Below are 23,102 nucleotides of genomic sequence, written 5' to 3' on the forward strand. Positions count from 1 at the left end.
GGTTTATATTAACCGCCATTTTTCAATTAGATTATGTAATTAAGCTAATTATTTGCGTTTACGTTGAATCGCGTGAATTGCACGACCATCTACAGCAAGCGCAGCTTCATGCACAACTTCAGAGAATGTTGGGTGACCAAAAGTCATCAACTGAAGATCTTCAACCGAAGATACAAATTCAAGTGCGATCATACCTTGGTGAACGATATCAGATGCCGCAGGCCCAATGACATGCATACCCAATAAACGGTCAGTTTTTGCATCAGCAACGAACTTAACGAAACCAGCACCTTCACCTGCAGCTAAAGCACGACCATTCACAGCAAAACCGAATTGACCAGTTTTCACTTCATGACCTTTTTCTTTCGCTTGTTCTTCAGTTAAACCAACCCATGCCGCTTCTGGATGTGTATAGATTACTGAGATGATTGTGTCATAGTTCACTTGTGCAGCATGGCCGTGAATACGCTCAACCGCCATTACACCTTCTTCCATTGCTTTATGTGCAAGCATTGGACCGCGAACCAAGTCACCAATCGCGTATACACCTTCAACAGAAGTTGCACACCAGTCATTCACTTCAACCAAGCCACGCTCAGTTAATTTGATGCCTGAATCTTCAGCCAATAGACCTTCTGCATAAGCTTTACGACCCACACAAACGATTAACTTGTCAAAAGTTTGAGTTTTGTCTTCGCCGCCTTGGGTGTATTTAACAGTCACTTCGCGACCATTGATCTCTGTACCAGCAACTTTAGCGCCAACACGAATATCAAGACCTTGCTTAGTTAAAAGTTTTTGATAGTCTTTTGCCAAAGCTTTGTCGGCCATTGGTAAAAAGGCATCCATTGCTTCAAATACAACAACTTCAGCACCCAAACGACGCCATACAGAACCAAGCTCTAAGCCAATTACACCTGCACCAATAACACCTAAACGTTTAGGTACTTCTGGGAAGTTCAGTGCACCAGTTGAATCAACAATAATATCTTGATCAACAGGAGCTACAGGAATATTTACAGGCACAGAACCAGACGCAAGAATGACATATTTTGGTTCTAAAACTTGAGTTTCACCTTCATGAGAAACGAACTCAACTTTTTTACCAGCAAGTAATTTACCTGTACCTTTTAACCACTCAATACCATTGCCTTTAAGCAATTGATCAATACCGCCAGTCAATTGGTCAACAATTTTGTCTTTGCGAGCAAGAAGTTTCGCAAGATCAAAATTTACTTCACCTGTAGTAATGCCGTGATCAGCTAAATGATGCACTGTATCTTCATAACGATGTGAAGAATCGAGCAATGCTTTAGAAGGAATACATCCTACGTTTAAGCAAGTACCACCCAAAGAAGGTTTACCGTTGTGAATGCGTTTTTCAATACATGCAACTTTAAAACCCAACTGAGCCGCACGAATTGCCGCTTCATAACCACCTGGGCCACCACCAATAACAACAAGATCAAATTGCTGAGACATGTTTATCTCCATGCACCAAGACAAAGGATCTCTCTGCCTTGGTTTGTATTATTCGTAAAAAATTAAAGGTCTAGGATAAGTTTAGCTGGTTCTTCTAACAATTCTTTGATTGTTACCAAGAAGCCTACAGCTTCTTTACCATCGATCATACGGTGGTCATAAGAAAGTGCTAAATACATCATTGGCAAGATTTCAACTTGACCATTAACCGCCATAGGACGTTCTTGGATTTTATGCATGCCCAAGATACCTGTTTGCGGTTGGTTCAAAATAGGTGTTGAAAGCAATGAACCGAATGTACCACCGTTGGTAATCGTGAACGTACCGCCAGTCATGTCTTCGATACCTAGTTTACCGTCACGCGCTTTATAAGCATAATCACGGATACCATTTTCAACTTCAGCATAGCTCATGCGATCAGTATCACGAAGTACAGGAACAACTAAACCACGCTCTGAAGATACAGCAACACCAATGTCATAGTAACCATGATAAACAATATCATCACCATCAATAGACGCATTGACTGCTGGATAACGTTTTAGCGCTTCAGTAACTGCTTTAACAAAGAAAGACATAAAGCCTAAACGTGCACCATGACGTTTTTCAAAGATGTCTTTGTATTGTTTACGCATTTCCATCACTGGCTTCATGTTCACTTCGTTAAACGTTGTCAACATTGCAGTTTGCTGAGTTGCCGCAAGCAAACGCTCTGCAACACGCTTACGCAAGCGAGTCATTGGAACACGTTTTTCAATACGTTCACCTACAGCAACGCTTAACGGTGTTACGTTAGCAGCAGCTGGTTTTGCTTGATGGTTTGTAACATCTTCTTTGGTGATGCGACCACCACGACCTGTACCTTGTACGTCAGTCGCAGCAATACCTGTTTCATTTAATGCTTTACGCACTGCAGGCGCTTGGTCTTGAACAGGTTGAGAACGCTCAACTACAGGAGTAGCACCTGCTTGAGTGTTTATAGCAGCTTGTTCAACTTTTTGTTCGCTTTGTACTGCTTCAGTCGCAGCCGCGCCAGAAACTGCACCCGCTTCAAATTGAGCAATCACTTCATTAGAAAGAACTGTGTCGCCTTCACCTTTCACAATTGCAATTAAGCTACCATCAGCAGGTGCAACAACTTCCAATACAACTTTATCAGTTTCAATATCACAGATCACTTCGTCACGTGATACTGGTTCACCAACTTTTTTGTGCCAAGTCGCAATTGTTCCGTCTGCTACAGACTCTGGAAATACTGGTGCCTTAATTTCGGTTGCCATTCTTTAGTCTCTCCTGATGATTAGGCTTCAATCGCAAGCGCGTCTTGAATTAATTTAGCTTGTTGTTTTGCATGTAAATATGGTGAACCACATGCTGGGGCTGCAGAAGCATCACGACCTGCGAAGCTAATGCGTGCTTGTTTGCCAACATTTGATACTGTTTCGTATAAGAATGGGGCAATAAAGTGCCATGCACCTTGGTTCTTCGGTTCTTCTTGACACCAAACAACTTCTGTTACGTTTGGATAAGCATTAAGAACTTCAGCAATACGTTGTTCTGGGTATGGATACAACTGTTCTACACGAACAATCGCAACATTGCCTAGCGCAGCTTCACGACGTTTTTCAAGCAAGTCGTAATACACTTTACCGCCACAGAATACGATACGAGTTACGTCTGCTTTGTTGATCTGATCGACTTCATCAATCACAGTTTGGAATTGACCATTTGCCAATTCATCTAAGTTAGATACTGCAAGTTTATGACGAAGCAACGACTTAGGTGACATCACAATCAATGGTTTACGGATTGGACGAACTGCCTGACGACGCAATACATGATAAATCTGTGCAGGAGTTGTCGGTGTGATCACTTGCATGTTGTCTTCTGCACAAAGCTGTAAATAACGTTCTAGACGTGCAGATGAATGCTCAGGACCTTGACCTTCAAAGCCGTGTGGTAACAACATGGTTAAACCACAAACACGTTCCCACTTGGTTTCACCAGATGCGATGAACTGGTCAATCACTACCTGTGCACAGTTAGCGAAGTCACCAAACTGAGCTTCCCAAACAATCAGACTGTTTGGCAATGTCGTTGCATAACCATATTCAAATGCCAATACAGCTTCTTCAGAAAGTAATGAATCCCAAAGCGCAAAGCGTGGTTGGTTTTCTTTGATATTACAAAGCGGAATATAAACCGAACCATCTTTTTGGTTATGTAGTTTCGCATGGCGATGTGAGAACGTACCACGACCCACATCTTCACCACTGATGCGAACCAAATAACCTTCATCAAGCAAAGTTGCATAAGCTAAAGTTTCAGCAGCACCCCAGTTTAGAGGCATTTCACCTGTTTGCATTTTCAAGCGTTCGTCAATCACTTTCGAAACTTGACGTTGCATTTCAAAGCCTTCTGGAAGCTGACGCATCTTTGTAGCAATTGCTTTTAGGCGTTCGATATCAAATGATGTATCCCAGTTGTCTGTGTAATCATGACCCAAGTAAGGTGTCCAATCCACAAACATTTTCGTATTTGGCTCAAGTACCAATGCGTTGGCAACGTGTTTACCCGCTTCCAAGTCAGCACGGTAGTCTTCAACCATATTGTCAGCTTCAGCACGATCCAAGATTTTTTGTTGTACCAGCTGATCAGCATATAGCGTACGTGTAGTCGCTTTCTTGTTAATCGCCTGATACATCACAGGTTGAGTTCCTGATGGCTCATCTGCTTCATTGTGGCCACGACGGCGGTAACAGAACAAGTCAATTACAACGTCTTTACGGAATGTATGACGGAAGTCATGTGCAAGTTGAGCAATAAATACAACTGCTTCAGGGTCATCACCATTCACATGGAAAATTGGTGACTGAACCATTTTTGCGATATCAGTACAGTATTCTGTAGAACGTGCATCACGTGGGTCAGATGTTGTGAAACCAACTTGGTTATTTACAACAATATGAACTGTACCACCAACCGTATAACCACGGGTTTGTGACATTTGGAAAGTTTCCATGTTCACGCCTTGACCGGCAAATGCAGCATCACCGTGAACAATCACAGGTAATACATCATCACCGCCAATGTCTTTACGACGAACTTGACGTGCACGAACAGAACCTTCAACTACAGGACCGACGATTTCCAAATGCGATGGGTTAAATGCCAACGCCAAGTGCACTTCACCACCTGGTGTCATCACGTTTGATGAGAAGCCTTGGTGATATTTAACGTCGCCAGATCCTTTTTTGTTGAGTGCTTTACCTTCAAACTCACCAAATAGGTCAGCAGGGTTTTTACCCATAATATTCACAAGCAAGTTCAAGCGGCCGCGGTGTGGCATACCAATGACCACTTCCTTACAGCCCACTGTACCTGCACGTTGAATAATTTCATTGACCATTGGAATGAAGGTTTCACCACCTTCCAAACCAAAGCGTTTTGCACCTACAAATTTATTACCAAGGTATTTCTCTAAACCTTCAGCGGCAGTCAAACGCTCTAAGAAATGTTTCTTTTGCTCAGCTGTAAAGCTAAATTGACCACGTGCACCTTCAAGGCGCTGTTGAATCCAGCGTTTTTCCACTGTATCTACAATGTGCATGTATTCTGCACCAATAGATTGACAGTAAATCGCCTCCATGGTTTCAACCATTTCACTGAGGGTTGCTTCATCTTTACCAATCGCAAGATTACCCGTGTTAAATACGGTATCTAAATCAGATTTGGTCAACCCGTGTGCATTTAATTCTAAATCAGGAACGTCTTCACGCTTTGCTAAACCGAGAGGGTCCAACTTCGCTTTTTGGTGTCCGCGGTTGCGATAAGCAGAAATAAGCTGTAAAACACCAATTTGGCGCTTTTCATGCTCAGTGCTTACGGTACTTTGCACAACAGACTGTACGCGATTTGAATTACGACCAAGTAATAAAAATTGTTCACGCACAGTTCCGTGTGGTTGGTCGCCTTTTGGGAATTTATCGAAATATTGACGCCAGTCTTCACTGACAGATGATGGAGAAGTTAGGTACTGCTCGTATAGTTCTTCGATATACGCTGCACTATCAGCGGAAAGTTCAGTATCAAGACGCAATGCGTCAGCAACTTCTTGCATTTTTGGACCCATTTCCTATTGCAAAAATATTACAGATTACTCAGTGAAGCAATCCATGATCGATAATGTCAGATTGGTAACCATGACACCATGCCCAATGACTTTCATCATCAGGAATATTCGTGCTTATAAAATAGGCATAACCTACTTTATAGGCACAATGAATTATAACGCCCATACCTGGCATCATCACTCATCTTATACTCGACCAAAAGTCGAGCAATTTTTTGCAAATCGTCTTAGATAAAGATAAATACACGATTTAGCTTTTCTAAAACGTTTTTCTGTTACTTTTTAACAATGCTATTTTCTCACATTATGAAAATAATAGCTCTTTTTTTTCACTATTTTTTTTAATATAGTGACTTGCTAAATGCTAACATGTTATCCCAATTGATTTAATTTTTTTCCCACATACCTCTCATCACGCATCAAAATATATAAATACAAAACAGAGATATATGTTGATCGATCCATCAAAAACATGCAATTACAAGACAACTTAGCTTAACACTCCCACTACAAATAAAAAAAAGCGCACATCATTCAATGTGCGCTTTTTTGTACATCTAATTAGCCCGCTTGGTCTAACAACATACTACGGATGTGACCGATTGCTTTTGTTGGATTTAAACCTTTAGGACAAACTGATACACAGTTCATAATTCCTTTACAACGGAACAGACTGAATGGATCATCTAAACGAGCCAAACGATCTTGAGTCGCTGTATCACGCGAATCAATAATGAAACGGTATGCATTCAACAACGCTGAAGGACCCAAGAATTTATCTGGGTTCCACCAGAATGATGGGCATGAAGTTGAACAGCATGCACACAAAATACATTCATACAAACCATTTAAGTGTTCACGCTCTTCAGGAGATTGCAAACGCTCTTTTGGTGGTGCTGGTTGGTTATTAATCAGGAATGGATGAATCTTGTTGTATTGATCATAAAACTGATTCATATCAACAACCAAATCCTTAATTACTGGTAAACCAGGTAAAGGACGGATCACAATCTTCTCAGGAAGATCATTCAGGTTTTGCAAGCAAGCCAAACCATTTTTACCGTTGATATTCACACCATCCGAACCACAGATCCCTTCACGACAAGAACGACGGAAAGTCAGTGTTTCATCTTGCACTTTCAAAGCAAGTAGAGCATCAAGCAACATACGGTGCTTATCTGTCAACTCAAGTTTAAAAGTTTGCATGTACGGCGCTTTATCCTTATCAGGATCATAGCGGTAGATTTCGAATGTACGAGTACCTCTACTCATCTTTATACTCCCGATTAGAATGTACGTGGTTTTGGTGGAATCGCATCAACAGTCAGCGGCTTATAACGCACTGGCTTATATTCCAAATGGTTGTCAGATGAATACCACAAAGTATGTTTCATCCACTGATCATCACGGCGACCATATGGATACTCTGGGTGATCTGGTAGCAACTCATAATCAACAACCGTATGCGCACCACGACATTCTTTACGTGCAGCAGCGGAAATCAATGTAGCTTTTGCAACTTCATACAAGTTTTCAACTTCAAGTGCTTCAACACGTGCTGTGTTAAATACTTTCGATTTGTCTTTCAAATGAATGTTACGCACACGTGGTTCTAACGCAAGGATTTGTTTTACACCTTCATCAAGCAATGCTTGAGTACGGAATACACCTGCGTGATCTTGAACGATGTCACGAATTGCATCAGCAACGTCTTGAGCATTTTCACCACCAGTTGACTCATCCAATTTACGGACGCGAGCCAAAGTGCTCACAAGAACGTCTGTTGGAAGTGGTGCGTATTCATCACCATGATGCTTGGTCACATAATCAATAATGTGTTCACCAGCAGCTTTACCAAACACAACCAAGTCAAGCAATGAGTTTGTACCTAAACGGTTTGCACCATGTACAGACACACAAGAACACTCACCAATCGCATAGAAACCTTTTACTGGCTTCACAAAGTTACGTTGGTTGTTGGCGTGATAAGTTTCAGTAGCCTTGTCGTATCCAGCATCCAATTCTTCAGCAGTTACTGCTTCAGGAAGCACAACCTGACCATGAATATTGGTTGGAATACCACCCATTTGATAATGGATTGTTGGTACAACTGGAATTGGCTCTTTGGTGATATCAACGTTCGCGAATTTCTTACCAATCTCAAATACAGATGGTAAGCGTTTCATGATGGTATCTGCACCCAAGTGAGTCATATCTAGCAAGATATAGTCACCTTTAGGACCACAACCACGACCTTCTTTAATTTCTTGGTCCATAGAACGTGAAACGAAGTCACGTGGCGCCAAGTCTTTTAAAGTTGGTGCATAGCGTTCCATGAATGGTTCGCCATCTTTGTTACGAAGAATCGCACCTTCACCACGGCAACCTTCAGTAAGAAGTACGCCTGCGCCCGCAACACCCGTTGGATGGAATTGCCAGAATTCCATATCTTGCAACGGAATACCCGCACGTGCAGCCATACCAAGACCGTCACCAGTATTGATATATGCATTTGTTGATGCACGATACACACGACCAGCACCACCAGTAGCGAATAGGGTTGCTTTCGCTTGGAATACTGCAATGTTACCTGTTTCTTGGTCAATGGCTGTTACACCAAGAACATCACCTTCTTCATTGCGGATTAAGTCAAGTGCAATCCATTCAACAAAGAATTGAGTACCCATTTTCACGTTGCTTTGATAAAGCGTATGCAAAAGTGCGTGACCAGTACGGTCAGCTGCTGCACATGCACGTGGAACTGGTTTTTCACCATAGTTTGCAGAGTGACCACCAAATGGACGCTGATAGATCGTACCATCTTTGTTACGGTCAAATGGCATACCCATGTGTTCAAGTTCATAAACAACTTTCGGCGCTTCACGACACATGAACTCGATTGCGTCTTGGTCACCTAACCAGTCTGAACCTTTTACAGTGTCATAAAAGTGGTAGTGCCAGTTATCTTCTTGCATGTTACCAAGAGATGCACCGATACCACCTTGCGCTGCAACAGTGTGCGAACGTGTTGGGAATACTTTAGTCAATACTGCAACTTTCAAACCAGCTTGAGCTAGCTGATAAGCAGCACGCATACCAGAACCACCACCACCAACAATAACAGTATCGAAAGTTAGGTTTTGGATATTTGAATAATCTTCTTTAGGGGTTATCGCGCCCATGATTTTTTCCTATCAATTCGCCCAGAAAATCTGGATACCCCAGATTGCATATACAAACACAGCAATAATCACTGCACTCGTTAATACTAGGCGCAAACCTTTAGCAGATGGACCCATTTGACGAGTAGTTACATAGTCAGTAAAGACTTGCCACATACCAATCCAAGCATGTACAACCAATGATAAAATTGACAACAATGAAAGGATTTTCATTGGCAAAGTCATCATAAAGCCAGACCATTGTTCAAAGCCAAAGCCGCCATGGAATAAAATCCATCCAAAAATCACGACTGTGTAAACGGCCAGAATAACTGCGCTCACACGTTGGAGGTACCAATCGCGAGAACCTGAACCCGTTAAACCTGTAGCACTTTTCATTAGAATACAATCCATACAAAAGCTGCGATAATTGCTACCACAGATAGAACCAATGAAATTGTAGCTGCAACTCGACCACTTTGTAGTTCTTCATTAAAACCAAGGTCTGCGAGTAAATGCTTAATACCACCAATAAAATGGTAAATTAAACCTGCTACAAAAACCCAAACAATGAATCGTACTAAGAAATTCCCAAATATTTGTTCTTTCACATAAGTAAAGCCTTCTGGCGAAGACAGTGACTTATCTAATATCCATAAAAGTACTGGAACCAACAAAAATACGATGACACCAGATAAACGGTGCAAGATTGATGCAATAGCCACGGGAGAGCGTAAGTTAACCGCTAACACCTGCCCCATGGACAAATTGACAGGTCTGTTGCTTTTCACAGCGGGCATCCTGTAAGTAGAAACTCCATCCGGAGTTTGTTTGATTAATTCGAAGGAAAGCTGGCATCGTTAGGCGAGCAAATGCCTAAACTTTTAAACGACACTTGATTATAGAACGCAAACTAACAAAATTCAAACAACCTAAATGCGTAGAATTTCAGTTTATTCCATAAATAAGAATCGTTTACATGTTTTGTTCATCACAAATTTCTCGTATTTTTCCATTATTTATCTACTATGTTATTATTTTTATAAGTGAATTTTGAAACTCGACATCACTTCTAAGAAATTTTTCCAAATTTCACCCTACAACCAAAGACCAATATTATAAAAAATAATAAGGAACATTTATTTGGGTAGATACACAACCAACTTTTTGCATACCTTTTCACCATTTTTTAAGTTTTTGACCCAATTTAAAGGTCAATCACCAAAAGAATAACCATTTTTTAAATAAATACCGATCATGAATAAACTTTACTAAGTTGTCGCTTTTTATCATTGTTTTTTTCCATGAGAGTACACTGATTCATCTATATTGAGTTAAATGTGTGATCTAGTGCATAGCTTAGTGAAAAGTGATTATGACTTTTTACCAATAAATGTTTTACCAAATATTTCGACAGCAAATAACCGTGTTTTATAGACTTTAGATATTTTAATGGCTATTTTTTAGACATCTTTAAGCCTTTTTGCCTCTTTTTCTATACGATAATTGCAATATGTACTGTATTTTTCGCCACTGCTTGCTGTACATTTATGTCGGACAAAAGAAGACTGCTACAAATTTGGATGTATACGGCATGGAGGCTATTAACATAGAGGTTAAAAGTTAATCCAAAGTATTATTGACAATTTTGCAGTAAGGCATAAGCTTTGTCCGTGTTTATCCCCCTGATTACGTTCATTAAAATACAATTAATACGTATCAGATCAACATTCACCAGGACAGGAGATCTATTGAATGTCTGAAGCAACTGGCAAGAAAGCCGTTTTAAAACTTGATGGAAAAGAAATTGAATTACCAATTTATAGCGGTACATTAGGTCCAGACGTTATTGACGTTAAAGACGTACTAGCCGCAGGTCATTTCACTTTCGACCCTGGTTTTATGGCTACCGCTTCTTGTGAATCTAAAATCACATTCATCGATGGTAACAAAGGTGTTCTATTACACCGTGGCTACCCAATCGATCAATTAGCGACTAAAGCTGACTATTTAGAAACTTGCTACTTGCTTTTAAATGGTGAATTACCAACGCCAGAACAAAAAGCAGAATTTGATGCAAAAGTTCGCAACCACACTATGGTGCATGACCAAGTAAGTCGTTTCTATAATGGTTTCCGCCGTGATGCTCACCCTATGGCAATCATGGTTGGTGTAGTTGGTGCATTGTCTGCGTTCTATCACAATAATTTGAACATCGAAGATGTTAATCATCGTGAAATTACTGCAGTTCGCCTAATCGCGAAAATCCCGACACTAGCAGCGTGGAGTTACAAGTACACAGTGGGTCAACCATTTATGTACCCTCGTAACGACTTGAGCTATGCGGAAAACTTCTTGTACATGATGTTTGCCACTCCTGCAGACCGTGATTACAAAGTAAATCCTATTCTTGCTAAAGCAATGGATCGTATTTTTACGCTTCATGCTGACCATGAGCAAAATGCATCTACGTCTACAGTACGTTTAGCAGGCTCAACTGGTGCAAACCCATATGCATGTATCGCTGCTGGTATCTCTGCACTTTGGGGACCTGCTCACGGTGGTGCAAACGAAGCTGTTCTTAAGATGCTTGATGAAATCGGCACTGTAGAAAATGTTGCTGGCTTCATGGAAAAAGTTAAAACCAAAGAAGTTAAACTCATGGGCTTCGGCCACCGCGTTTACAAAAACTTCGATCCTCGCGCGAAAGTGATGAAAGAAACTTGCGACGAAGTTCTTGCTGCTCTTGGCATTAATGATCCACAGCTTGCTCTTGCAATGGAACTTGAACGTATTGCGCTTTCTGACGAATACTTCATTAAACGTAACTTGTATCCAAACGTAGACTTCTACTCAGGTATCATCTTAAAAGCGATTGGTATTCCGACAGAAATGTTTACTGTAATTTTCGCACTTGCACGTACAGTAGGCTGGATCAGCCACTGGATCGAAATGCACAGTGGTCCTTACAAAATTGGTCGCCCACGTCAGCTTTACACTGGCGAGACTCAACGCGACATCAAACGCTAATTTCCCCTCAAGGAAAGCAGCAAACGACAAAAAAGACCGCATTTGCGGTCTTTTTTATACTGCCGAATTAATATGTCAAATAACGGACAACAAAATTCGGATTTTGAATAAAAAGCTTCAACAGCGTTTGGGCGGCACTTGATGGTCTGCGTGTTCCACGCTCCCAGCTTTCCAGTGTTCTCACAGAAACCCCCAAGATTTGTGCCAGTTGTAACTGAGTAATTTGAATACGTTTACGTGCCAATACAATTTGCTGTGCCAATCGCAAATCTTGTGTTTGATGAATGGATTGATTTTTTACGTCCATTATCCTCACCTAATTTTTATAATGTGATAAACAGCGCATAGCTGTGCGAAGTTAGCTCAACATTACGAAAGAAACTTGCTCTGATCGCAGTAAAATACGCTGTATAAAACAGCCCAATCAACCAAATGACATTACACGGCAACATCAGTACTCGAACTTAAGCAACAGCTTGCTTTAACCCCCATACAGGCAAATAACCATCGACGAAACAGTACAAGCAGTATGTTTGCTGTGAGATCTTGCTGAGATGAATACTGTATGTGTCAATACTCTGCAATGCACATGAGCATGACACATATAAGTAAATAAAGCCTGAAATTACTTCGGTAACATCGATTGAGAGGCTGCAATTTGACTTGATACAGTCATACAAGCAACTCTAAATACGTTATACAAAAACAGGGTTCTACACCTCTCATTTAAGGTTGTTTTGCTGAACTTGCAGGCGCATCATGCTGCATATTTGCCATATCATGCTCACTCATTTTTGACATATCCATATCTTTCATATTGGACATATCATGTTGTGCAGATGCCGAGGATTCATCACCCGTAGAGCGCCATTGCTTAGAGTAGCGGTTAATATCGTTATTATCAGAGGCAACGCTATAATATAAAAAGCCCAAAAAAGTCATGCTTAAAACCACAGCAATAATGACGCCGCGCCAAACCTTTGGAGTGCTTTTACCTTGTGAATTTTCCATAGAATTTACCTTGTTACAAGTTGAAAAAATTTTACGTTAGAATTTAAAACTCATTCGTACCCAATAATTACGACCGATACTGTCAAACTGCGTATTTGCGGCATAACCAAAAACACTCGCCCCTGCTTTATTTAAATGTTCAGCATAGGCTTTATTCAAGAGATTATCGACACCTAAAGACAGGTCGACACCTTGACTCAAATGATAGGTTGCATTGAGCGCAATTGCGGTAAAGGCTTTACTTGCTCCCATGTCATAACCAACAATATTCCCCTGATACAAACTATAACGGTTCTGCTTGGCAACCGAACGTACCAATAAACCCAATGTGTAACGGTCTTGTACATAGCGTAGATTCAGGCGAGCTTCCAAGGGAGCAATTTGTGGTAATGGCGTATGATCGGAAGTATTTTCACCCCATGCATACATGACACTCAAATCAGTTTGAATATGTGGGGTAAATTGATAACCCAGCCCAGTTTCTGCCCCTGCAATCGTTGCATCGACATTACGCACAGCAGGATAAGACTGTGAACTACTCGGATTGGCATATTGGATTAGGATAAAATCTTTCACAATACCCGCATAGACCGATGTCCACGCATTCCATTTTCCTTGCTGCCATTGTGAACCGATATCTAGCTGTGTAGTTTTCTCTGTTTTTACAGCATCCATGTTATTAATACTGTAAGCTCCTGAAGCGAGTTTAGTACTAAACAATTCCCAAAAATCAGGAACTCGTTCGACATAACCCAAACCCACATAATTTTTAATGCCAGAATTTGGCAAACTATTTTCCAAGCGAATAAAAGCACTGGGTACAGTTTCAGTGCGTTCACTTGGGTTGGTGATGATATTGGTTTTTGATGTGGTCATTGCCACGTGATCCAGACGTGCACCTGTCACTAACTGATTACTGTCGTTCAAATGATACGTCAGTTCACTAAATGCGCCGTAGGATTGATATTTCATATTACGCAGGTAAGGCTTATTCATCATCATCATGGTGCTTTTCATATCTCCACCATGATTCCAATGTTGCGAATCCACACCACTCACGACATTCAATCTCCCCCACTCGGTGGTCATCGCTAAACGCGAATTGAGTGTTTGACGAGCCAGTTCCATTGAACTTCGTACCCCCGCATTGGTACGGTAACTGTAGTTGTCCATGACATGGTCGTTGTCGGTATAGTCGATTTGCGCTTCGATTTTTTTAATATGTTCGCTGATATTTTTCTTTTCCGCATGGAAACCTAAACTTTGGCGCTTAAATTGCACCCCATCCATGGAACGCCCTGCATATTCAGAGTAACCATCTCCTGTACCAGCATTGAGTTCCAGCCATGTATCGTCATCAGGTGTCCATCCCATCGCCATATCTGCTGTCCAACGCTCCCATGCCGATGGGACTTTATTGCCATGACCATCTTTATAACTGTTTGAGGTTGAACGACTGGTCGTTAGGCGTAAATATTTGGTTTCATCACCCAATGTTCCATCAAAATTTTGATCTAAACGACCATAGGAACCGACTAACACACTGGCTGTTCCCTGATACGGTTTTTCACTACTCAATTTTGGTGGAATGCGCTCAAAAAGTACGGTTGCGGCTGAACCTGGGGTCGGATACAGTACCGTTTCCGGCCCCTTCACCACCGTAATTTTATCGTAGGTTTCAGGCGAAATATAAGCGGTTGGCGCATCCATACGTGCAGGGCATGCACCGAGTTTTTCAGTCCCGTTGGTGAGCATTTTAATGCGTGAACCGAACATTCCTCGAAATGTGACATCGCCATTGGTTCCACCACTACTAATGGCATTAAACCCTACGATACTTTTGAGATAATCCGCACCATCCGTCGCTGGAACAGGTTGAATTGGCTGTTTAGGATCAGCAACCACCACCAAACCATTAGCCTTCCTGCCTTTTACTACTGTGACCACAATTGGAGCAAGTTGAATTTCATCTATGGTTATCGATGATTGATCTGTGGTTTCTTCCGCGTGAACAAAATTTGAAGCAAGTGCGACTGCAACCGCAAGCGATCGTAAAATAAATTTCGGCTGTGACATGAATTTTCTCTTTTTATGTCATAAACAAAATCCTTGAGGGTTTCCTCAAGAACAAATACCTTGTATTGAATATTTTGTTTAAGCAAAAAGAGGGGGCGCTCGCCCTTGTGGAATAAGAAAAAGTCGTTGTAAAACAAAATAGATATGTTTAAAAGTTTTTTGAAAAGCAATCAGGCGAACTTGTAGACGCTCGAAGACTTCTTTAATTTCCAAATCAAGAAACGCAACCACATGCCCATAGACTTTACAATAAAGACATTCATGATTTGGGTCATGCTGATGCTTATCATGCACAGATACATGCGATGACATATGCATGTCTTGCATATGCGACATGTCAGCCATCGACATATCCATTTGGGTGGTATGACTATGATTCGTGAGGGTTAATGCATCGGAAATAGTCGCACATACCGGAGAAATCTGAAATTTTTCCGGAAGCAGCGCCTGTAAAAATACGGCGATTTGCAGCAACATTGCACTCAGTGCAAGTACAAATCCAGTTCTTAGCAAACTTAACCTTCTCTGCTCAGCAACCCCAATATGACTGTTAAAATAATCAGCCTTTTTAACTCGAGGCAGTCTACTATATTTATTTTGTTTTGGCTAAAAATTTGCAAGCCCGTATTTTTTGAAGATAAAGTTTTAATAAAGAGAATTCGTTCTATATTCACTGGGGTCGATTTTTTATTAAAACTGAGTAAAAATGTTGGTTTTTCTGTATTTCCAGCAGAATTTTTTAAGATTTAAGATCAATCTAAGCTGTGTTTCGTATATAGTATGACTACCTGAACGCCACTATATATCCCTGTTATACTTTACATTACGCTGAACAATTAAATTTATAAATCAGCCTGATGTAAGCCCCTATAGGAATAGGATTTTATTTGAATGAAAAATTTTAAAATTGCCCTTGCTCAATTCTCTCCACATATTGGCAATATTGAAAACAACACCCAAAAAATGATCGAACAGGCAAACCAAGCCAAACAACAGCATGCTGACATTATTTTATTTCCTGAGCTCAGCATGATTGGTTACCCTGCCGAAGATTTATTTTTACGTCCTAGTCTAAAAATACGCACTGAAGCTGCGTTGGCTGAACTTAGCAAGGTCAAAGATATTGTGATGGTCTTTGGCTTTGTTCATCATACTGAAGATGGACAACGCTTTAACTCAGCAGCCGTGATGAAAGATGGTGAAATTCTGGGGATTTATAACAAACAGAATTTGCCAAACTACAGTGTCTTTGATGAAAAACGCTACTTTGCCGTAGGTCAGCAACACCTGATTTTTGAGTATTTGGGGCATAAATTTGGCGTACTGATTTGTGAAGATATTTGGAGTCTTAACACCGTACAGCAATTGAGCCAACTCAATGTCGACAGTGTACTTGTACTCAACTCATCACCTTACGAAGTGGGTAAACCACAGCACCGTTTAACCACCATGGCTAAAGTGGCTAATGAGCTTAATATCAACCTGATTTATAGCAACCAAGTGGGTGGTCAGGATGATTTGATTTTTGATGGCTCAAGTTTTGCAATTAACCGCAATGGTGATGTCGTTTTACGTGCTGCAAGCTTCAAAGAAGAACTCTATTATGCAGACTTCGATGCAGAACAAGCTACTTACACCAAGCAAACACTTGCTCCTGAACTCGACACCATGGCAGAGATTTATCAAAGCCTCGTCATGGCAACCCGTGACTATGTTCAACGTTCAGGTTTCCCTGGTGTTATTTTAGGTTTATCTGGCGGGATTGACTCTGCTTTGACCTTAGCAATTGCAGTTGATGCTTTGGGTGCAGATAAAGTTCAAGCCGTGATGATGCCATATACTTACACCTCGCAAATTAGCGTTGAAGATGCGGCGGAACAAGCAAAAGCTTTAGGGATCACATTTGGTATTGCAGAAATTCACCCAATTGTGAACAGCTTTATGCAAACCCTGTATCCTTTCTTTGGTGACCGCCCTGCAGATGCGACCGAAGAAAATCTTCAGGCACGCGCACGCGGCACTTTACTCATGGGCTTGTCAAACAAGTTTGGTAATCTAGTCCTGTCTACAGGCAATAAATCTGAGCTTGCTGTAGGTTACTGCACACTGTATGGCGATATGGTCGGCGGTTTTGCAGTTCTTAAAGATGTGTACAAAACTATTGTATTTGAATTGGCAAAATACCGTAACAGTATCAGTGAAACTCCAGTGATTCCTGAGCGTGTCATTACTCGCCCACCTTCAGCAGAACTTCGCCCAGATCAGAAAGACCAAGACTCATTACCTGCATACGATGTGCTTGATGCCATTTTATATGCTTATATTGAAGAAGACAGCAGCCAAGCGGACATTATTGCTCGCGGTTTTGATCAGGCAACTGTAGAAAAAGTCATTCATTTGGTCGATCGCAATGAATATAAGCGTCGTCAAGGTGCAATTGGCCCACGTATTAGCTCACGCGCCTTTAGCCGTGAACGCCGCTACCCAATTGTAAATGGCTGGAAAGCGGGTATCTAATTAAAAAAATACAAAAAGCCCGAATTTATGTTCGGGCTTTTTTATATCTTAGGCATACGTCAGGCACAAAAAAAGAAACCATGCAGTGATGCATGGTTTATAAAAATGGTGGCTATGACGAGACTTGAACTTGTGACCCCCGCATTATGAGTGCGGTGCTCTAACCAACTGAGCTACATAGCCGTAAACTGTGCGTGCATTATCTACAGTTCTTTAAATCACGTCAACAAGTTTCAACACCATCTGTTCAGCAAATATGCAAAATTCAATATTTTGGCTATAAATTAACTATTTTTCTGTAGTTTACAACTCAAAAAGCAACTCAATACATAAGTTTTCATAGAGAATACTGACTAACGATAAATACTATCAGCCCAATACATAGAATATATTAACGCGTTAACTCATCACGTATTTTGCCCAACTCAAGGTTGAGCAAAACTATAGAAACCTTATGATGCATATCATATTATGAGGGTATCGTTATATTGCCATTTAATTGACTACAGGCAGAACTTCTGAAAAGTTCGCCAATTTAATGCAATCCTTATGAAGCTTTCTGGCAATTTCCCTCAGCAAGCAACTGCCGTAAATGCTCAACTTCACATGGTAAACCCACATAGTTTTCTGCTAGTGTTGCCTGCCCTGCTTCAGAGCCTAAAACATAATTCAATTCAGCCTGTTTAAGCTTTTTCTCAAAAGCAGTATCACCTTCAAAATCATGCAGTAGATTCGTCATCCACCAAGAAAAACGTTCCGCTTTCCATACGCGCTGTAAACATTTCTCAGAATACTGCTCAATACCTTGCTCAGAACCATGCTGATAATATTCAATTAAGGCACTGGCCAAATATGCAATATCTGAAGCCGCAAGATTTAAACCTTTCGCTCCTGTTGGCGGCACAATATGTGCAGCGTCCCCTGCCAAAAACAACTTACCAAAACGCATTGGCTCGGTGACAAAACTCCGTAACGGCGCAATACTTTTTTCCAATGAAGCACCTGTCACCAGTTTTTCTCGACTTTCAGTGTCTAAACGAAGTTTTAGCTCTTCCCAAAATTGTTCATCTGACCAGTTTTCTACTTTATCGGTCAAAGGTACTTGCAAGTAATAACGGCTGCGAGTGTTTGAACGCATACTGCATAGTGCAAAACCACGTTCTGACTGTACATAAATCAGCTCATCTGCAACAGGTGGCACGTCTGCCAGTAAACCTAACCAGCCAAAAGGATAAACTTTCTCAAAGGTTTGAATACGCTCTTGTGGAATGCTGGCACGAGAAACACCATGGTAGCCATCACAGCCTGCAATAAACTCACAATCAATCTGGTACTGCTCCCCCTGATAGTCAAAAGTGACTTTCGGTGCGTTGTCGAAATCATGAATTTGTACATTCTGCGCTTCATAAAATGAACTGAGCTGTTCCTGTTGGCGCGCCTGCATCAGATCTTTAGTAACTTCTGTTTGACCATATACCGTCACCTGTTTGCCTTGCGTCAGTGCTGACAGGTCAATGCGATACTTTGTACCCTGACTCAGAATTTCAATACCTGAATGCGGCAAACCTTGCTGTTTGAGATGCTGATCAACACCTGCCAAATGCAACAGGTCAACAGAGACCTGTTCTAAAATACCCGCACGAATACGCGCCGCCACATATTCAGCACTGCGCTGCTCTAGCAAAACATGTTCGATCCCAGCTTTATATAGCAACTGCCCAAGTAACAAACCCGCAGGCCCTGCACCAATAATCACAACCTGAGTGTTGAGCTTTTTCATGATGATATCCCTATCAAATTAATATCCTGCAAGTAAATTAAGCTGTTTTTTCAAATCACTCTATGCCTAGAATAGGAAAATGCCCGATATACAATACTTTTGTCCGAATATCGGACAGTTTTCAAATAGGATAAACTTGCCATGGAACAACAGGCATATCTCCAAGCAGCAAATGGAGAACAGATTACTCAGGAAGACTATATTGCAAGTTTGGCCAAAGGTCTGATAGTACTTGAAGCCTTTGGTATAGAACGGCAGCGCTTGAATATCACTCAAATTTCCCAGCGTACAGGCATTAGCCGTACGGCAGCACGGCGCTATGCCAAGACCTTAAAATTTTTAGGTTTTTTAGATAGTGATCAACATTATTTCTGGTTAACGCCACGTGTGCTACGTTTCTCAAGCGCCTATCTAAGTTCTGCACATTTGCCCAAAATCGCACAGCCTTTGCTCAACTTGCTGAGCGTGCAGACTAATCAAACTTTTTCAGTCGTAGTGCTGGATGAGCATGAAGTCGTACCAATTGCTCGCAGTTTTCTACCACAGCCTGACAGCCTGCGCCTCAATCCTTACGGTATGCATTTGGGACATCGCCTACCTGCCCATGCCACCTCAACGGGTAAGTTACTTTTGGCACAACTGAGCCCAAGCGAACGCCAAGCGTGGGTACAGCGCTATGGTTTAAAGCGCTTAACACCTTTTAGCATCACCAATGAAAGTGAATTTTTGCAGGAATTAGAGAAGATTTCTCAACAGGATTATTGTATTTCACAGGAGCAACACGAACTGGGGATTATTGCAATTGCGGTTCCTATTTTTGATGCTCAGGGACGAGCCATTGCAGCACTGAACTGCATTGGGCAACAACAGCGGATTGATGAAAACTATCTAATCAAAAGTATTTTGCCATTACTACGTCACTGTGCCCATGAAATCCGCAATATGCTCTAAACAAAAAAAGCCAGTGATAACACTGGCTTTTTCAACTAAATCTTACCAAATATCGGTATCGATCTTTTTCTTATATTCTGGATGATTGTCCAGTTTAAATACAGGCTCTTTCACACCCCGATTGAGCTGTGCGCGATAATCTTTCAGCATCATACGCAAGAATGGCATGAGAAGTAAAATCGCAATCAGGTTGATGGTTGCCATGATTCCCATCGACAAATCTGCCATCGACCACACCAAAGGAACACTAGTAATGGCACCAAAGTACACCATTAATAACACCATCAAGCGGAAAATAAACATCACCATTGGGCTATTATTAATAAACTGTACATTACTTTCCGCATAGGCATAGTTACCTAAAATTGCTGAATAGCAAAACAAGAATAAAATGAACGCAAGGAAGTCACCGCCATAATGTCCGACTTGAGTTTCCAATGCATGCTGAGTCAGCTCGACGCCTTGCAGCCCTGTACTGGTATAAACTCCTGAAATCAAAATGATCAGCGCGGTACTGGTACAAATCACAAAGGTATCCACAAATACACCAAGCATTTGTACCAAACCTTGGTTAACTGGATGTTGTACATCCGATGCCGCTGCTGCATTTGGTGCAGACCCCATCCCCGCTTCATTTGAGAACAAACCACGTTTGATCCCCTGCATCATCGCCATAGACACCATGCTTCCGAAGAAACCACCCGCAGCAGCATCAAACTGAAATGCTTTACTAAAAATCAGATAAAAAATATGCGGAATCAGGTCGTAATTGCTAATACAGATATAAAAAGCCAACGCCAGATACAGACCTGCTTTTAATGGCACAAACATTTCGGCAAAATGCGCAATACGCTTAATCCCACCAAAAATTGCCAGTGCAGTAATCGCCACCAAAGCCAACCCCACCCAAGAAATGGTCAGGTTCAAACCACCTAGTGGTACAACAATATTGGCTTTGTCCCAACCCCAAGCATGTGATGATGCATCAATCATGGCATTGGCTTGTACCGAGTTAAAGACGAAACCGTATGCCAAAATCATCGCCAAAGCAAAAACAATTCCGAAAGGTTTGCTTTTTAAACCTTTGGTAATGTAATAAGCAGGGCCTCCACGGAACTGCTCATTGTGTTCATCACGGATTTTAAACAACTGTGCCAAAGAGGACTCAACAAATGCTGAACTCATACCCACCAATGCGGTAACCCACATCCAAAATACCGCACCTGGACCACCAATTGCGATTGCCATAGCAACCCCACCGATGTTACCCACACCAACACGACTGGCTAATCCTGTAACAAAAGCCTGAAATGGGGTGATCCCATGTTCATCTTGCCCAGGCTGGCGACTTTCTTTCATGACGCGAATACTTTGTAAAAACATTCGAATCTGTACACCACCTGTCACAACGGTATAAATTAAGCCTACCGCAAGTAGCAAGATCACCAAGAAATTCCATAATGGGTCATTAAAATATGCAACCCACTGCATGAGGAATGCATTTAATTCCGAATTCATTCAGACATCCTTCTAGATCATACGGGCATCACTCTTTGGACAATTCAGTACTCTTTCTGCATAGATCGACGATATATCATCTCCTGATATATGTTTGCGATTATACGATGTCCATGAAAGATCTACTGAACTTCCCCCACAAAGTCTGAGTGATGGTCAGCATTATTGAGCCATTTGCTCATCATAAAGCGCCGCATCTAATAAGCCGTGCTACACAATAAAATTGCTTAGCCATCAACAAAAAATTTTTGACTGGCACAAGTCAAAATCAATAAAAATCTTTAGAAAAGATTAAGAATCAAACAGTATGAAAAGTTTCATACTCTGCAAAATTGCACCAAAAAAATCTCTTGCACTAAAAAAAGACGCAATTATACCGATATGAAGCTTAAAACCAACTTATTTTTGATTTATTGCACCGTTTTGGTGATTATCTTTTAAACTTTTTCTTATTATTATTTATACAAGCAAACTGATTATTTAGTATAAATAAACAACATATTTTCAATATTTCTTCAACTTATCAAGATTTTTTCTTTGCAGTAACAGTGAGTTAAACCTGACCATTTATTCCAAAAAAGCAGGTGATATTTTTTCTACAATCATCAACATAATTCCTTGCGAGTTTCTCTAGCTACTGCCTAACGCTATCGTTTATAGTGCTAAAAAAACCAAACTATTACCTCAATGAGATTACAGGAGTACTTATGAACTTGGAGCAAGTTCGCTACGTCGATGATGCAATTACTTCACGCCATTCGGTACGTGCTTTTCTAAACACCCCTGTTGAAACGCAGCTTATTCAAGATATTTTAGCTGTTGCGAGCCGCGCACCCTCAGGGACCAATACTCAACCATGGAAAGTATATGTCGTCACAGGTAAAAAACGTGATGCAATGGTTGAGCGCGTGTGTCAGGCTCAAATTGAAGTGAATCAACACCCTGAACTCGCCGAAAAATATAAAGAAACTTTCGCTTATTATCCTGAAAAATGGATTTCACCATTTATTGACCGCCGTCGTGCCAATGGCTGGGGTTTATATGGTTTGCTCAACATCCAGCGTGGCGAAAAAGAAAAAATGGCTGCGCAGCAATTACGTAACTTCAAATTGTTCGATGCGCCTGTAGGCCTATATTTTACCGTCAACAAAGCGATGGGCATTGGTTCAAAAATGGATATTGCCATGATGATTCAAAATGTCATGGTCGCAGCGAAAGCACGTGGTTTGGACACTTGCCCACAAGCAGCATGGAACCACTTTCACCCGATTGTACTGGAAGAACTGGGCGCGCCTGAAGATGAAGAACTGGTCTGTACAGTTGCGCTTGGCTACGCTGACCCTGATGACACGGTAAACACCTTTATTACTCCGCGCGAACCCGTCGAGAATTTTACTGTTTTTCTAGAAGAATAAATTCTGAAATGATGAATCATAGTCAGCCA

17 protein-coding genes and 1 tRNA gene are annotated in these 23,102 nt (G+C 41.2%); 4 read left to right on the plus strand and 14 right to left on the minus strand.

From position 1 onward, the window contains the following. Nucleotides 1–48: 48 nt before the first annotated feature. The 7 genes from lpdA to sdhC form a co-directional block, all read right to left on the minus strand. Nucleotides 49–1,482, minus strand: a complete 1,434-nt coding sequence (lpdA, locus tag E0H77_RS12760; protein ID WP_131314058.1) for a dihydrolipoyl dehydrogenase — start codon at nt 1,480–1,482, stop codon at nt 49–51. Between the two features lie 62 nt (nt 1,483–1,544). Then, a complete protein-coding gene (gene odhB, locus E0H77_RS12765; RefSeq protein WP_131378541.1) occupies nt 1,545–2,762 on the minus strand; it encodes a 2-oxoglutarate dehydrogenase complex dihydrolipoyllysine-residue succinyltransferase in 1,218 nt (405 codons plus the stop codon). Between the two features lie 20 nt (nt 2,763–2,782). Further along, the gene (locus E0H77_RS12770) at nt 2,783–5,602 is read right to left on the minus strand and encodes a 2-oxoglutarate dehydrogenase E1 component (RefSeq protein ID WP_131378543.1); all 2,820 of its coding nucleotides are present in this window, start codon (nt 5,600–5,602) and stop codon (nt 2,783–2,785) included. Between the two features lie 573 nt (nt 5,603–6,175). After that, nucleotides 6,176–6,886, minus strand: a complete 711-nt coding sequence (locus E0H77_RS12775; protein WP_131314064.1) for a succinate dehydrogenase iron-sulfur subunit — start codon at nt 6,884–6,886, stop codon at nt 6,176–6,178. Nucleotides 6,887–6,900: 14 nt separating this feature from the next. Then, nucleotides 6,901–8,796: a succinate dehydrogenase flavoprotein subunit gene (gene sdhA, locus E0H77_RS12780; RefSeq protein WP_131314066.1), complete on the minus strand. Its 1,896-nt coding sequence runs from the start codon at nt 8,794–8,796 to the stop codon at nt 6,901–6,903. Nucleotides 8,797–8,808: 12 nt separating this feature from the next. Further along, entirely contained in the window at nt 8,809–9,174 is a 366-nt protein-coding gene (gene sdhD, locus E0H77_RS12785; protein WP_131314068.1) for a succinate dehydrogenase, hydrophobic membrane anchor protein, read from the minus strand. Further along, nucleotides 9,174–9,566: a succinate dehydrogenase, cytochrome b556 subunit gene (sdhC, locus tag E0H77_RS12790; RefSeq protein ID WP_004903549.1), complete on the minus strand. Its 393-nt coding sequence runs from the start codon at nt 9,564–9,566 to the stop codon at nt 9,174–9,176. The genes sdhD and sdhC overlap by 1 nt, the downstream gene beginning before the upstream one ends. A 964-nt stretch (nt 9,567–10,530) precedes the next feature. Between sdhC and gltA the strand changes: the two genes are divergently transcribed. Continuing rightward, the gene (gltA, locus tag E0H77_RS12795; protein ID WP_131314073.1) at nt 10,531–11,805 is read left to right on the plus strand and encodes a citrate synthase; all 1,275 of its coding nucleotides are present in this window, start codon (nt 10,531–10,533) and stop codon (nt 11,803–11,805) included. Between the two features lie 67 nt (nt 11,806–11,872). Here the strand turns inward: gltA and E0H77_RS12800 are convergent, their stop codons facing one another. From E0H77_RS12800 to E0H77_RS12815, 4 genes are all read right to left on the minus strand, one after another. Then, entirely contained in the window at nt 11,873–12,112 is a 240-nt protein-coding gene (locus tag E0H77_RS12800) for a helix-turn-helix domain-containing protein (protein WP_131378545.1), read from the minus strand. Nucleotides 12,113–12,531: 419 nt separating this feature from the next. Continuing rightward, nucleotides 12,532–12,816, minus strand: a complete 285-nt coding sequence (locus tag E0H77_RS12805; RefSeq protein ID WP_131378547.1) for a hypothetical protein — start codon at nt 12,814–12,816, stop codon at nt 12,532–12,534. A gap of 36 nt (nt 12,817–12,852) precedes the next feature. Then, on the minus strand, nt 12,853–14,892 hold the full coding sequence (locus tag E0H77_RS12810) for a TonB-dependent copper receptor (protein ID WP_131378549.1): 2,040 nt from the start codon (nt 14,890–14,892) through the stop codon (nt 12,853–12,855). A gap of 78 nt (nt 14,893–14,970) precedes the next feature. Beyond that, complete coding sequence (locus E0H77_RS12815) at nt 14,971–15,369, minus strand: DUF2946 family protein (protein ID WP_131378586.1); 399 nt, start codon at nt 15,367–15,369, stop codon at nt 14,971–14,973. A gap of 414 nt (nt 15,370–15,783) precedes the next feature. On the opposite strand from E0H77_RS12815, the gene E0H77_RS12820 reads away from it, so the two are divergent. After that, nucleotides 15,784–17,409: an NAD+ synthase gene (locus E0H77_RS12820; protein ID WP_131378551.1), complete on the plus strand. Its 1,626-nt coding sequence runs from the start codon at nt 15,784–15,786 to the stop codon at nt 17,407–17,409. 106 nt (nt 17,410–17,515) lie between these two features. Here the strand turns inward: E0H77_RS12820 and E0H77_RS12825 are convergent. Both E0H77_RS12825 and pobA read right to left on the minus strand, forming a co-directional pair. Continuing rightward, nucleotides 17,516–17,592, minus strand: a tRNA-Met gene (locus E0H77_RS12825). A 364-nt stretch (nt 17,593–17,956) separates the two neighbouring features. Further along, nucleotides 17,957–19,189, minus strand: a complete 1,233-nt coding sequence (pobA, locus tag E0H77_RS12830) for a 4-hydroxybenzoate 3-monooxygenase (protein WP_131378553.1) — start codon at nt 19,187–19,189, stop codon at nt 17,957–17,959. 141 nt (nt 19,190–19,330) lie between these two features. Between pobA and E0H77_RS12835 the strand changes: the two genes are divergently transcribed. Then, nucleotides 19,331–20,140, plus strand: a complete 810-nt coding sequence (locus tag E0H77_RS12835) for an IclR family transcriptional regulator domain-containing protein (protein ID WP_131378555.1) — start codon at nt 19,331–19,333, stop codon at nt 20,138–20,140. Between the two features lie 42 nt (nt 20,141–20,182). Here the strand turns inward: E0H77_RS12835 and E0H77_RS12840 are convergent, their stop codons facing one another. Further along, complete coding sequence (locus E0H77_RS12840; protein ID WP_131314087.1) at nt 20,183–21,658, minus strand: alanine/glycine:cation symporter family protein; 1,476 nt, start codon at nt 21,656–21,658, stop codon at nt 20,183–20,185. A gap of 707 nt (nt 21,659–22,365) precedes the next feature. Between E0H77_RS12840 and E0H77_RS12845 the strand changes: the two genes are divergently transcribed. Then, complete coding sequence (locus tag E0H77_RS12845) at nt 22,366–23,073, plus strand: nitroreductase (RefSeq protein WP_131378557.1); 708 nt, start codon at nt 22,366–22,368, stop codon at nt 23,071–23,073. Nucleotides 23,074–23,102: the final 29 nt, after the last annotated feature.

The sequence above is a fragment of the Acinetobacter brisouioides genome (genome assembly GCF_004331075.1).
Lineage (GTDB): Bacteria > Pseudomonadota > Gammaproteobacteria > Pseudomonadales > Moraxellaceae > Acinetobacter.